Below are 12827 nucleotides of genomic sequence, written 5' to 3' on the forward strand. Positions count from 1 at the left end.
CGGCGTCGATTTGTGACGCGTCACGCGCGCCAGACGAGGCTCGCACTCGTTTCCGTTTCCGTTTCCGATGCGGGCCGGAAGCCGAGCCGTTCGTAGAGCCGCCGCGCCGGATTGCCGTGCAGCACGCTGAGCGATACGCACACGTTCTCGCGTGCCGCATCGCTCAGCAGTTCGCGCAGCACGGCTTCGCCGATGCCCTGGCCCTGGCGGGCAGGGAGGATCTGGATCTGATGGACGTGCCATGCGCCGGCGGCGCGCGTCACCTTCAGCAAGCCGATTGCATCGGCGCCTTCGCAGACGATCATCGCGTTCTCGAAGTGCGCGCGGATGCGCCGGTCGTGCGCTTCATCGTCGGTCGGTGCGCCGACCCGTTGCAGGTGCCCGGTCATCGTGAGCCGGCGGAGGGTCAGCAGGAAGGGGAGATCCTCCAGGGTGGCAGGACGCAGATCGATCGCCGGTTTCATGATGGATGACGGGTTGGGTCGGGCGCCTGGCCTTCGACGCGGATCAAAGGCCGGGCAACTGAATCTGCAAGCCGGCCGGGCGATGTTCGAGGACATCCGTGACCTCGTATTCGGTTTTTGCGCCGTCCGAAGTTTGCCACTGCTGCATTCGGACATTGCAGACGAGCACATCCCCCTTGCTGAAGCTGATCTGGCTGTTGTTCACGCGCGACAGGAAGCGGGTGTCCGTGATCGCCGCGTGAATCGTCGATGAGCCGTCGTACAGTCGCCACTTGTTGTCGTCCTTGAACGCGAGCGACACGATCGAGAATGCCATCTTTCGATGCTCGTCGAGAAGGAGCGCATCGGCTTGTTCGGGCGCGAGAAACCACGCGATCTCGTTGCGGGTGACCGTCTCGATGATTTCCGTATCGGTGCCGGCCGCGAACATCACGATGCCTTCCCGCGCGAGCGGCGCAAGGACTTGTGCGGTTGCGTTGCGAACGCGGACGTCGCGCAGCAGGGTGAGGACGGGCAGGTCGATCTCGAGTTCGTCGCCGTCGACGTGCAGCACCGCGGTGTGGTCCTGCATCCGCACTTGCCGGATCTCGCGCCCGCGCAGCCATTTGAGGACGGCGAAGAGCCCCTTTCTTGCCCGGGGCGCGGCGATGCCGAGCGCGGTCAGGATCGTGACCGCATTGGCGAGCGCCGTGCCTTCGTTGCCGCTCAGCATATCGCGCATGCGGCCGAGCAGCGATGTCGCGAGCGTGAAGTCGATGCCGAAGCTGCCGGTCTTGAAGCTGCCGCGCACGTTCACCTGCGGCCGAACCTGATCGCCGCACAGCGCGCGGGTCGACGCGTCGAGCAAATCGCCGATTGCAAGCAGCGCGGGTGCAAGTTCGCGCACGTCCATCTCGGACGATTCGAGCGCGGGCCCGTCGTACGTGACGCGAAATCGGCTCATTGCATCGAAGGGGCCGATATCGGCCGGGCCGGTACTGCTTCCATTGCGTGTGGACATGCGGAATGTTGGCTGGAGACGTGGACGATACCTGAAACGAACGCTTTCGGACGCCTTTCATGTTAGGCGTGATCGACCGGCTGCGCGCGATTTTGGCCGTCCGGCCAAGACGACACGCTGACCTGTCCTGATAGCGCCCGGCAAACAACGAACTTTTCCGATACTTTCCCCGGTCACAATCGCCAGCTTGCGGGCGCGCCGAACGCGCTTGTTGCCGGCACAGCGAACGGATGGCGGATCACGCCACTTCCGGTCGACGCGCGATCCGCTCCCGGATCTCCGGCGACGCAAGGCACGTGGCAACCGCTTCGTAGCCGGGCGCGCCCGGGTAGGGCGCCACGCGCGAAGGCGGGCTGTGATTGGCCGGGCACAGGATGATGGTTTCGTTCGGGCCGACCGCCGACAGGTCGAGAATCGCCGACGAGCGCGTCAGCACGAACAGCGGCCGCATCCCGGCGCTCGCGTGCTCGCGCAGATGGGTGATCAAAGCGTGTTGCGTGGGCCGGTCGAGATCCTGTTCGATCATGTCCACGACCAGCGCGCGCGGGCCATCCGCTTCGAGACTGACGAGCAGCGCGGTGAGTGCTACCGACGGCGTTGCACCGTAGCCAACGAGCGCGGCCGATGCGCGGTCGACGCGCGACTTCAGTTCCGGATCGGCGCGCAACGCATCGCATGCGGCAGCGCCATCGTTTTCCAGCCGATCGAGACCGACGAACGCGGCGCCTGGCAGCGCGTCGGCCAGCCGAAGCGCCAGCCGCGTCTTGCCGCTTCCGAGCGAGCCGATGATGTAGTTCAACGGCCGGATATCGCGACATTCGAACCACTCGCCGCCCCACGGCCACGGCAGGCTGAACGCGACGCCGGCGCCGGTATCGTCGAGCAGCCGCGTCAGTTCGCCGTCGGCGGGCATTCGGCCGCGCGCAAGGCCGGCGCGGATCGAGCGCACGCTGTCGACCTTGCGCACGAGATCCTGAATGCCGTGCTCAAGCACCGCTTCGTGAGCGGCCAGCGCGTCGTCCAGGCTGCGTGCGTCGCCATCGAGCACGTTCGCCACCTGTGCCAGACTGAGGCCGAGCGCTCGCAGTGCCGCAATGTCGGCCGCGCGTGCGAGGTCGTCCGGGCCATAGGCACGGTATCCGGCAGGCGTTCGCTCCGGTGTCACGAGACCGTGCTGTTCGTACAGCCGCAGCGCTTTGACCGATACGCCGAGCTGCGCGGCGGCGGCCGATGCGCTCAAACGGGGCGTGGACGTACCCATCCGTCACCTCTCTCTGCTGTCGATTCGTTGCGCTCAGCATAAAGGCGACCCCAAGGGCCGGGTCAAGCACGATTACGCGCGAAGGATCGAATACGCGAGCGCGCTGCCACTTGGTCGCTGGCCGCGGCCGGGCGCCATGCCCGATCGACGGGATCGGGAAAGGCGCGGAAAGGCAGCTTATCCGCGAGCTGTCCGGGATGGCTCGTCGAGCGCAATCCGGTAAACGCGCAGCGCGTTGTCATGCCAGATCGCGCGGCGTGCCGCGTCGTCGAGGTCCGCCATCGCGCGGGCGAACGTGCGCAGCAGCGCGGGATAGGACACGCGCAGGCCGGCCACCGGAAAGTTGCTGGCGAACAGGCAGCGCTCCCAGCCGAAGATCGCGATCGTGTCGCGGATGATCCGCGCGTTGTCCGCGTCGTTCCACACGGTATCGCGCAAGCCGAGTTCGGAAATCTTCACGACCACGCGCGGCGATGCCGCGAGCGCTTCCATGCCGCGGCGCCAGCGCACGAGCCCTGCGTCCGAGCGATCCCACGGCAGCCCGGCGTGTTCGAGCACGACGTCGACAGCGGGTGCATCGGCGAGCAGCGCGGCCGCGTCGCCGAGATGCCAGAACGGCACGCGCAGATCCCAGCACAGGCCGTGCGCGGCGACGCGTTCCAGCGCGGCCGGCCAGCGCGGATCGTGCAGCGTGCCGGGCCCGTCGACGGTCGCATCCGGCGACGATGCGGTGCACGGCTTGAAGCGCACGCCGCGCACGCGCGGCCACGCGGCCTGTTCGGCGAGCCGTTCGTCCGCATCGCCGGCCAGCAGGTCGACCCACGCGACGACTGCCGACGGCAACCCGTGCGCCGCCGCGACCTCGTGCAGCCAGCGCGTTTCCGCCAGTGCTTCGTCGCGTGCGCGTTCGGCCTCGACGTGCACGCTGGCGACGATCGGCGCGCGTTGTGCCGCGCGCCGGAAATCGTCCACGCCGAAATCGCGGCACAGTGCCGCGTAATCGCCGAACATGAAGCGCGCGGGATCGTAGTGCGTCTGCAGCCACGGATAGTGCGCGCCCGCATCGAGCCGCCACAGGTGGTGATGCGCATCGACGAGCGCGTCCGGCATGCCGTCGGGCGGCGCTCCTTCGGGCGGCGATCCGTCGCGCATGTCAGCGTGCTCCCGCGAGCACGTACGATGCATCGGGCTCGCGCAGCGTCGCCAGCGCGCCGACGAAACGCCAGGTTTCGAGATCGAGTTCGCGCACGTAGTCGTCCTGGAACGACACGTAGGCGACGCGCCGCGACGGATGGAACGACAGTGCGGTCGGGTTCGCGGGCAGCGCGATGCGTTCGATTTCCTCGAGCTGGCGTGCATCGAACACGGAGATCGACCGTTCGCCCGAATTGGTCAGCAGCAGCAGGTCGCGGCCGTCCGGCGCGCTGGTCCGGTAGATGCGGTTCGGATCGCTGCGCGTCTTCACGCGGCGGCCGCAGGTCATCGTCTCCGTGTCGATCTCGACCAGCGTGTCGTCGCCGCGATTCGCGACGAACAGCGTGCGCTCGTCGGCCGACAGCGCATTGCCTTCGGGGCGCGGGCCGGGCATCACGGCGCGCGGCACGACCGTCGCATCGCGCGGATGGAACTGCGTGACCGTGTTCGACAGCAGGTGCACGCCGTACGCGCGGCTCGCGTCGCGCGTGAGCGTCACGAGGTGCGTCTTCACGCCACCGGAAGGCACGGCCATGTTCGGCACGGGTTGCCGGGTCGGCTCGTCGAACACGAGCAGCATGTCGTGCGCCTCGCTCATCGCGTACAACCGGCCGTCGCGGTCGCTCGCCATGCCGTGCGGCCGGTAGTACGGCCACAGGTCGAGCATGCGCGTGTGCGTGTGCTCGACGAGGTCGATCTCGGCGATCCGGTGGTCGCCTTCATGGCCGCGCGACCACGCGGTCTCGATCCCGAAGATGCCGACATACGCGTAGCGCTCGTTCACGTCGACGGTGAACTCGTGCGGGAAGTTCGGCAGCACGATGTGCTTGAGCGCGGCTTTCGTGTCGAGGTCGTAGAAACTGAAGGTATGGGCGCATTTCTGCACCAGCAGCAGGATGTCGTTCAAGGTGTGTCTCCGTTATTTCGTTCGCAGGCCTGCATATCGGGTATCAGGGCTCAGTCCTCGCAGCGCTTCGGCAGCGTCAGCGCGAGCAGGCCGGCCACCGCGAGCGTGACCGCGAGGCTGAGCACGCCGGCCGCCGCGCTCACGTGCTGGGTCAGCACGCCGACCGCATACGGGCCGCAGAACCCGCCGAGATTGCCGAGCGCATTGATCAGGCCGCGCGCGCTGCCGGCCGTCTCGACGCTGCACAGCTTCGGCGGAATCGCCCAGAACACGCCGGCGGCCGCCTGCAGGAAGAAGCCGCAGCCGATCAGGAACGCGAACGATACGGCCATCGACGCGTGCGTGAGCACCGACAGCGCGAGGCACGCGGCGAAGCCGACGAGCGGCAGCAGCACGAACAGGCGGCGCTTGCCGGTTCGGTCAGACAAATACGACGTGACGAACATCCCGATCACCATCGCGACATACGGCAGCATCGCGAGCAGGCCGACCTTGCCCATCCCGCCGTGCGTGAGGTTCTTCAGCAGCGTCGGCAACCACATCGTATAGCCGTAGATGCCGACCTGATAGCAGAAGTTGATCGCGATGAGCAGCCAGATCGTCGGGTTGCGCAGCATCTCGCCGAACGATGCGGCGGCCGGCGTGCCGGCCGCGCGCTTGCGTTCCTGCTCGTCGCGCAGCGCGTCGAGGATGTACGCCTTCTCGCGCGGCGACACCCAGCGCGCGGTCTCCGGGCCGTCGTCGGCGAGCAGCATCCACGCGACCAGGCACAGCAGCGACAGTGCGCCCGCGCTGTAGAACAGGTGACGCCAGTCGTACGCGGCGAGGATGAAGCCGGACAGCGGCGCGGTGATCATGCCGGCGAGCGGCACGAACATGATGACCATCGCATTCGCGCGGCCGCGTTCGCGGTCGGGGAACCAGTGGCTGACCATCGTGAGCACGACGGGCAGCATGCCGCCCTCGGCCACCCCGAGCAGGAAGCGCAGCGCCAGCAGCTGCCAGGTATGCGTGACGAGCCCGGTCAGCACCGACAGCACGGCCCAGCTCACGAGCGACCACGCGATGAATGTCTTGCCGCTGCCGAGCGCCGCGCGCCGGCCGCCGGGAATCTGCAGGAACAGGTAGCCGAAGAAGAAGATGCCGCCGGCGAGGCCGGCCATCGTCGCGTCCATGCCGAGCTCGGCGTTCATCCCGCCGGGCATCGCGAACGCAATGTTCACGCGGTCCATGTAGGAAATGATGCAGGCGAGCAGCAGCGGCGGAATCACGCGCAGCCAGCGGCGGCGCGGAATGGCTTCGCCGGCTTCGTATGCCGGGGTGGTGGGGTTCAACAGGGTCATTGTGTCTCCGTCCAGTTCGGGTAGTCGGCCGCGGCGGCCTTCTGATGGGCCGCTGTCTTGCCGTGGCGAGCCGGCAGGTGCCGGCCGCCGATGCGCAACGCGTTTGCGTCGCGCGTGCTTTCGATCTCTAGCGTCCCCAGCGCAGCACGAGCGGGTCGAGCCGCCGCGCCGTATCGAGCAGCCCCGCGCGCACCTGCGGATGCAGCTCGGGCCACGGCGCGCGCGGCCGGTCGCACGCGATCACGCCGCCTTCCAGCATCAGCGCCTTCGCGGTCAGGAAGCCCGACTGACGATTCTCGTAGTTGATCAGCGGCAGCCAGCGCGCGTACTGCTCGCATGCTTCATCGCGGCGCCCGGCGAAATACGCGTCGGTGATCCGGCGAATCCCGTCCGGATAACCGCCGCCCGTCATCGCGCCGGTTGCGCCGGCGTCGAGATCGGCGAGTAGCGTGATGCCTTCCTCGCCGTCCCACGGCCCCTCGATCGCGTCGCCGCCGAGCGCGATCAGCTCGCGCAGCTTCGACGCGGCGCCGGCCGTCTCGATCTTGAAGTACGACACGGCATCGATCTCGCGCGCAAGCGTCGCGAGGAACGACGCGGTGAGCGCGACGCCGCTGGCCGGCGCGTCCTGGATCATCAGCGGAATGCGGAGCCCGTCGGCCGCTTCGGCGAAGAACGCGCGAACCTGCGCTTCGGGCACGCGGAACGTCGCACCGTGGTACGGCGGCATCACCATCACCATCGCCGCGCCGAGTGCCTGTGCGCGCCGGTTGCGTTCCGCACAGATCCGCGCGCTGAAGTGCGACGTCGTGACGATCACCGGCACGCGGCCCGCGACGTGCTCGAGTGTGGTGCGCGTGATCAGGTCGCGTTCGTCGTCGCCGAGCGCGAACTGCTCGGAGTAGTTCGCGTGAATGCAGAGGCCCTGCGAACCGGCATCGATCATGAAGTCGAGGCTGCGGCGCTGGCCGTCGAGATCGAGCGCGCCGTGCGCGTCGAAGATCGTCGGCGCGACCGGAAAGACGCCCTGGTAGCGTGCGTTCATGGCCGGCCTCACTCGACGATGTCGAACTGGTCGAGGAATTCGGTCTTCAGCGTGAGGCCGAGGCCCGGCACGTCGTCGCGCAGTTGCAGGAAGCCGTTTTCGGCTACCGGCTCGCCGTCGAAGATGTAATAGAACAGCTCGTTGCCGACCTCGACGTCGAACATCGGGAAGTATTCGCTCATCGGCGACGCGAGCGTGCTCATCGTCAGGTGATAGTTGTGCATCTGGCCCGCGTGCGGAATCACCGGCACGCTGTACGCCTCGCACAGCGCGTTGATCTTGTGCGCCATCGTGATCCCGCCGACGCGGTTCGTGTCGTACTGGACGACCGACACGGCCTTGCGGTCGAGCAGCTGCTTGAAGCCGTACAGCGAGAACTCGTGCTCGCCGCCGGAGATCGGAATGCGCGTCAGCTGGTTCAGCTCCGCGTAGCCGTCGATGTCGTCGGCGATCACCGGTTCCTCGAGCCAGCGCGGCTGGTATTTCTCGAGCTTCGGCAGGATGCGCTTCGCGTACTCGAGATTCCAGCCCATGTAGCACTCGAGCATCAGGTCGTTGTCGTAGCCGATCACCTCGCGGATCGCCGCGACCGACTTCAGGTTCTCGATCACCCCCTGCTGCCCGTGCGCGGGGCCGTAGCCGAAGCGCATCTTGAACGCGCGGAAGCCTTCCTTCAGATACTGCTGCGCTTCGTCCTGCATCGCCTTCAGGTCGGTGCGGTAGAGCTTCGAGTAGTAGCAGGGGATCTTTTCCTTGGTGCGGCCGCCGAGCAGCTTGAACACCGGCTTGCCGACGCTCTTGCCGAGGATGTCCCAGATCGCGATGTCGACCGCCGAGATCGCCGCCATGCCGATGCCTTTGCGGCCCCACGCGTGGGTGGCGCGATACATCCGCTGGTTCAGGTATTCGTAGTCCCACGGATCATGGCCGATCACGAGCGGTGCGAGGTACTGGTCGATGATGACCTTCGCGACGTGCGGCGCGAGCGCGACGTTGCCGAGGCCGACGATGCCGTCGTCGGTCTCGACTTCGACGACCGTCCACGAATGGAAGCGGAACGTGCTCATCGTTTCCTGCGGCGCGTACAGCAGATCCATCGCGTTCGAGCAGAAGTTGCCCTGCGGCGGGACGGTCTTTCCTTTCCACTGGAATACGCGTGCGCGCACGGACCGGATTTTCATGATGGTGTCTCCGAGAATCGATGTTGTCGTGTGTGAAAGGCGGGCGGCCGGCGTGGCCGTCACGCCGAAACAGCGGGGGTGCGGCGCGCGGCGCCCATCCGGCACGCGATCTGCAGCGCCTGCCAGGTGGCGCCGACATCGGCCGTGCCGCGGCCCGCGATGTCGTACGCGGTGCCGTGCGCGGGCGTCGTGATCGGCACGGGCAGCCCGCCCTGCACGGTCACGCCGCGCGAGAAGCCGAGCAGCTTGATCGCGATCTGCCCCTGGTCGTGGTACATCGTGACGATCGCCTGGTAGTCGCCGGCCTGCGCCTTCAGGAAGATCGTGTCGGCGGGGAACGGGCCGTGGAACGGCGCGTCGGTCGGCCAGTCGCGCGACTGCAGCTGGCGCACCGCGGGCTCGATGATGTCGACTTCCTCGCGGCCGCAACTGCCGCCGTCGCCGCCGTGCGGGTTGAACGCGGCGATCGCCACCTTCGGCGCGGCGACGCCGTTCGCGAGCAGCGACCGGTAGATCAGTTCGGATGCCTGTTCGATCCGCTCGATGCTCAGGCAGCCCGCCGCGTCCTTCAGCGGGATATGCGACGAGATGCGCGCCGTCCACAGTTCGCCGAGCGTGTTGAATTCGCAGAAATAGCCGGTCACGCCGAGCGCTTCGGCGAAGTGGTGCAATTCGTCGTCGTGGCGGAGCCCGCCGAGCTTCATCGCGTACTTGTTCAGCGGAGCGAAGCAGATCGCGTCGATGTCGCCGGCGAGCGCGGCGTCGACGCACCGGTCGAGCACCGCGAGCGTCGAGCGGCCGCCGTCCGCGCCGGCCTGGCCGACCGTGACCTGCGCGGGCGCGACCGTATCGACTTCGACGAACGCGGCGCGCGCGGTCGACGGCCGGCCGCGCACCGCGGCCAGCGAAGCGACGGGTTCGACGGCGACCTGCACGCCGGCGACGCGCTGGCCGGCTTCCCACAGCCAGCGATCGCCGATCAGCACGAGATTCGCATGAGCGGTGGCATCGGGCCGCGCGAGCAGTTTCGCGATCAGTTCGGCGCCGATGCCGGCGGGGTCGCCGAGCGTCAGCGCGACGACGGGCAGGGGGGCGGCGGTCGAGGGGGTGTTCATGCTGCGTCTCCGGTGGCGGCGCGTGGCCGTTCGTGTATGGGGTTGATGCTAGGTAGACGGAATGAGTCGGTAAATTGAAAACTCTTGATGAATCGATAACCTGGAGTAATCAAACATGGGCTCGATCGACAGACGAGACTCGACCCCGCAGTTGCTGAACCGGCTGCGCATGCGGCAGATCGCGCTGTTGCTTGCCGTGGACGAATGCCTGACGCTGCGCGCGGCGGCCGAGCAGATGGGCCTCACGCAGCCGGCCGCGACGAAGATGCTGGCCGAACTGGAGAGCGCGCTCGGCCAGCGGCTGTTCGATCGCATCGGGCGCGGGCTCGTGCTGAATCCGGCAGGCGAGCGCGTGCTCGGCTATTTCCGCGGAATCCGCGGCAGCATGGAGGCGCTGAACCGCGAGCTCGGCGAACTGCAGCTCGGCAGCGCCGGGCGGCTGGCGATCGGCAGCATCATGGCGGCGTCGCCGGGGCGGCTCACCGAGGCGCTGGTGCAGTTGAAGGCGCGTTATCCGCTGCTTGCGATCGACATCGCGGTGGACACGAGCGACCGGCTGATGCCGCAGCTTCGCGAAGGCGTGCTCGAAGTGGTGATCGGCCGCAACGTCGGGGCCGATTGCGACTTTCGCGTGGTGGACGACGAGGCGCTCGCGATCATCGCGGGCCGCGACCATCCGCTCGCGGGTGCCGGGCCGGTCGGGTTCGATGCGCTGCTCGATTACACGTGGATCCTGCAGCCGGCGGGTAGCCCGGCGCGCGAGGTCGTCGAGCGCGAGTTCCATGCGCGTCACCAGCCGATGCCGCGCGGGCTGGTCGAAACGGGCTCGATCCTGACCACGATGAACCTCGTCGACCGTTCGACGATGCTCGGCGTGATTCCGCAGACGGTCGCGCAGCGCAACGCGGAGCACGGGCTCGTCGCGATCATCGACTACGCGCTCGATCAGAAGCTGCCGTCGTACGGCAGCATCGTGCGGCGCGACCGGCCGCTGAGCATCCCCGCGCAGCAGTTTCTCGCGCTGTTTCACCGGGAGGGTGGCGAGGAGGAGGATGCCGCTTGACGGAGCGGTTCGCTGGCAGTGCCGATCACGCGTCGCGGGACGTGGCGATGCGTGATGGCGGCATGGGGGAAGCCGTGACGAGTCGGTTCAGTGTGCCGACGGCGCGACGGGTGCCTCGGCGAGCGTCGGCATCGATGCCGACAGCGTGCGGTCCGGGCGAATCCGCAGCGCGGCGACGATGCCGATCAGCAGCATCGCGACCGATCCGATGAACGGCACCGTCCAGCTGCCCGTGCGGTCGACGAGATAGCCGAACAGGATCGGCGACAGGATCCCCGCGATCGCGGAACCGGCGTTCATCATCCCGCTCGCGATGCCGGCGTGGGTCGGCGCGATGTCGCTAGGCACCGCCCAGATCGGCCCGATCGTCAGTTCGAGGCACAGGAACGACCCCGACAGGCACAGCGCGATGCCGGCCGTGGAATGCACGAACGCGAGCGGCAGCAGGCAGACGAGCGCGCCGGCGAAGCTCGTCACGATCACGCTCTGGCGCGACAGCGCGAGGTTGCCGGTCTTCCGGTAGATCCGGTCGCAGAGCCAGCCGCCGAGCGTGTCGCCGACCACGCCTGCGAAGAACACGCCGGACGCGAACAGCGCGGTCGATTTCAGGTTCAGGCCCTGGCCGTTCAGGAAGAACGTCGGCAGCCACGTGAAGAACAGCCAGGCGGTCCAGCCGTAGCAGAAGTAGACGAAGATCGTCGGCGCCATCCGGCGCAACAGCGGCCCCCACGGCGTCGGGCCGGACGGTGACGCGGGGCGGGCGGCGGCGCGTGCGTGGCCGTCGTCGTCGCCGAGCGGATGCTCGCGGAAGCCGACGACCCACCATACGAGCCATACCAGCGTCACCGCGCCGATCACGAAGAACGCGGCGCGCCACGACAGCCACGTCATCAGCGCGGCGACGATCGGTGGCGTGACCGCGTTGCCGAGCCGCGAGAACGAATGCGTGAAGCCTTGCACGACGCCGCGCCGCTCGCGCGGGAACCAGTGCGTGATCGCGCGGGCCTGGGCGGGCAGCGTCGCACCTTCGCCGATGCCGAGCAGCAGGCGCGCGGCGAACAGCAGCGTGAGACTGTGCACGAGCCCCGTCGTGAAGGTCGACACGACCCAGATCAGCCCGCAGCCGATCAGCGTGATGCGGGCGCCGAACCGGTCGGCGATCCAGCCGCCGCCGATCTGGCAGATGGCATACGAATACGCGAACGCGGAGAATGCGACGCCGAGCTCGGTGTTCGACAGGCCGAGCTCGGCCTTGATCGCGCCGGCCGCGGTCGCGAGGTTGACGCGGTCGACGTAGAGGATGAACGAAAGCGCGCACAGCAGCCACAGTGTGTGGCGCCGTTGACGGTGGTCGTTAGGCATGTGTCTCACTCCATTCGCGTGCGCGGCGTTGCAATGACACCGCGTTCACTGGCGGGGCCAGCATCGCGCGGCGGCGGAGGCACCGTCTAATGAATCTTTGGGATCAATCGATAACCTGAGGTATTCATTTGTATTTCGGTCGGGCGCGGGTAACGCAGTGCTGGTGGCGCAACGGAACTCCACGGGTGAGACATTGACGGACAACGAAGAACTTTCGCTACACCGGGAGAGCCGATTCTGGCAGCTGTCGCCGGTGAAATGGTGGATCCAGGGGCACGGTCGCGGCGGCTATTCGTTCCGTCTGCTGCTGGTTCCGCTGGTCATCGTGTTCGTGCTCGAATTCGTCTGCGTGATGTTCGACGCGCTGTACAGCGGCATCGTCGTCAGCGCGGTTGCGACGCTGTTCCTCGGCATCGCCGGGTTCTTCGGCGCGCAGCGCGAATGGCTGGTGACGTCCGCGGCCGCGCGCGCACTCGTGAAGGCGCGCATGAAGAAGGCGGCCGAACGGTTCTCGTCGCTCGGAGTGGGCGCAACCGTGCTTGCGATCTTCGTCGCGGCAACGTCGCTGTCGCTCGTGATGTCGGGCCAGCCGATGCTCGACAGCGTGTCGAAGGACGCGGTGTCGATCTTCATCGCGCTGGTGTTCCTGCCGGTGTACGTGTCCGGCGCGGTGCGCAAGCTGGCGATTGCGCGGATCGAGGAACTGGAGGCGCTGCGCAACGCGACCGTCGGCACGCAGCTGAAATTCGACCGGGCCGGCGCCGTGCGCGCGGTGGTGGTGCAGGGCGCGGCCGGGAAGGGGACGGTGTCCGTGACGGAGTACACGGTGCTCGGGTTCAGCCCGCCGCTCGAACAGGTCGGGCGCGAACCGCGCGCGTGATCGCGGGAACGC

12 protein-coding genes are annotated in these 12827 nt (G+C 67.7%); 2 read left to right on the forward strand and 10 right to left on the reverse strand.

Annotated features, from left to right (window positions below; translation table 11 throughout):
• Positions 1-20: 20 nt before the first annotated feature.
• The 9 genes from MRS60_RS27160 to MRS60_RS27200 form a co-directional block, all read right to left on the reverse strand.
• Complete coding sequence (locus MRS60_RS27160; RefSeq protein ID WP_243565920.1) at positions 21-464, reverse strand: GNAT family N-acetyltransferase; 444 nt, start codon at positions 462-464, stop codon at positions 21-23.
• A gap of 43 nt (positions 465-507) precedes the next feature.
• Positions 508-1464: a hypothetical protein gene (locus tag MRS60_RS27165; RefSeq protein ID WP_105393527.1), complete on the reverse strand. Its 957-nt coding sequence runs from the start codon at positions 1462-1464 to the stop codon at positions 508-510.
• A gap of 238 nt (positions 1465-1702) precedes the next feature.
• Positions 1703-2725: a MerR family transcriptional regulator gene (locus MRS60_RS27170; protein WP_243565922.1), complete on the reverse strand. Its 1023-nt coding sequence runs from the start codon at positions 2723-2725 to the stop codon at positions 1703-1705.
• A 177-nt stretch (positions 2726-2902) separates the two neighbouring features.
• Positions 2903-3877 carry an amidohydrolase family protein gene (locus MRS60_RS27175; RefSeq protein ID WP_243565923.1) on the reverse strand — a complete coding sequence of 325 codons (975 nt, stop codon included), beginning with the start codon at positions 3875-3877 and terminating at the stop codon, positions 2903-2905.
• A gap of 1 nt (position 3878) precedes the next feature.
• The gene (locus tag MRS60_RS27180; protein ID WP_243565924.1) at positions 3879-4826 is read right to left on the reverse strand and encodes a YncE family protein; all 948 of its coding nucleotides are present in this window, start codon (positions 4824-4826) and stop codon (positions 3879-3881) included.
• Positions 4827-4876: 50 nt separating this feature from the next.
• Complete coding sequence (locus MRS60_RS27185; protein WP_131948211.1) at positions 4877-6169, reverse strand: MFS transporter; 1293 nt, start codon at positions 6167-6169, stop codon at positions 4877-4879.
• 127 nt (positions 6170-6296) lie between these two features.
• Positions 6297-7214, reverse strand: coding sequence for a dihydrodipicolinate synthase family protein (locus MRS60_RS27190; protein WP_243565925.1), 918 nt, complete (start codon positions 7212-7214; stop codon positions 6297-6299).
• A gap of 8 nt (positions 7215-7222) precedes the next feature.
• A complete protein-coding gene (locus MRS60_RS27195; protein ID WP_131948209.1) occupies positions 7223-8395 on the reverse strand; it encodes an L-rhamnonate dehydratase in 1173 nt (390 codons plus the stop codon).
• Between the two features lie 59 nt (positions 8396-8454).
• Positions 8455-9510 (reverse strand): 4-hydroxythreonine-4-phosphate dehydrogenase PdxA, encoded by a 1056-nt coding sequence (locus MRS60_RS27200; protein ID WP_243565926.1) that lies wholly within the window; start codon positions 9508-9510, stop codon positions 8455-8457.
• A gap of 115 nt (positions 9511-9625) precedes the next feature.
• Here MRS60_RS27200 and MRS60_RS27205 point away from each other — a divergent pair, with 115 nt between their 5' ends.
• Positions 9626-10573: a LysR family transcriptional regulator gene (locus MRS60_RS27205; protein WP_243565927.1), complete on the forward strand. Its 948-nt coding sequence runs from the start codon at positions 9626-9628 to the stop codon at positions 10571-10573.
• Positions 10574-10660: 87 nt separating this feature from the next.
• On the opposite strand, the gene MRS60_RS27210 is transcribed toward MRS60_RS27205, so the two are convergent.
• Positions 10661-11935 (reverse strand): MFS transporter, encoded by a 1275-nt coding sequence (locus MRS60_RS27210; RefSeq protein WP_243565928.1) that lies wholly within the window; start codon positions 11933-11935, stop codon positions 10661-10663.
• A gap of 193 nt (positions 11936-12128) precedes the next feature.
• Here MRS60_RS27210 and MRS60_RS27215 point away from each other — a divergent pair, with 193 nt between their 5' ends.
• On the forward strand, positions 12129-12815 hold the full coding sequence (locus tag MRS60_RS27215; RefSeq protein ID WP_217588405.1) for a hypothetical protein: 687 nt from the start codon (positions 12129-12131) through the stop codon (positions 12813-12815).
• The last annotated feature ends 12 nt before the right edge of the window (positions 12816-12827 follow it).

Origin of the sequence: Burkholderia pyrrocinia (genome assembly GCF_022809715.1) — a bacterium.
Lineage (GTDB): Bacteria > Pseudomonadota > Gammaproteobacteria > Burkholderiales > Burkholderiaceae > Burkholderia > Burkholderia pyrrocinia_C.

What these genes read in the sequence shown, in the direction of transcription:
- MRS60_RS27160 (WP_243565920.1), bottom strand. Translation starts at nt 464, where the DNA reads ATGAAACCGGCGATCGATCTGCGTCCTGCCACCCTGGAGGATCTCCCC.
- MRS60_RS27190 (WP_243565925.1), bottom strand. Translation starts at nt 7,214, where the DNA reads ATGAACGCACGCTACCAGGGCGTCTTTCCGGTCGCGCCGACGATCTTC.
- MRS60_RS27200 (WP_243565926.1), bottom strand. Translation starts at nt 9,510, where the DNA reads ATGAACACCCCCTCGACCGCCGCCCCCCTGCCCGTCGTCGCGCTGACG.
- MRS60_RS27195 (WP_131948209.1), bottom strand. Translation starts at nt 8,395, where the DNA reads ATGAAAATCCGGTCCGTGCGCGCACGCGTATTCCAGTGGAAAGGAAAG.
- MRS60_RS27210 (WP_243565928.1), bottom strand. Translation starts at nt 11,935, where the DNA reads ATGCCTAACGACCACCGTCAACGGCGCCACACACTGTGGCTGCTGTGC.
- MRS60_RS27165 (WP_105393527.1), bottom strand. Translation starts at nt 1,464, where the DNA reads ATGTCCACACGCAATGGAAGCAGTACCGGCCCGGCCGATATCGGCCCC.
- MRS60_RS27175 (WP_243565923.1), bottom strand. Translation starts at nt 3,877, where the DNA reads ATGCGCGACGGATCGCCGCCCGAAGGAGCGCCGCCCGACGGCATGCCG.
- MRS60_RS27170 (WP_243565922.1), bottom strand. Translation starts at nt 2,725, where the DNA reads ATGGGTACGTCCACGCCCCGTTTGAGCGCATCGGCCGCCGCCGCGCAG.
- MRS60_RS27205 (WP_243565927.1), top strand. Translation starts at nt 9,626, where the DNA reads ATGGGCTCGATCGACAGACGAGACTCGACCCCGCAGTTGCTGAACCGG.
- MRS60_RS27185 (WP_131948211.1), bottom strand. Translation starts at nt 6,169, where the DNA reads ATGACCCTGTTGAACCCCACCACCCCGGCATACGAAGCCGGCGAAGCC.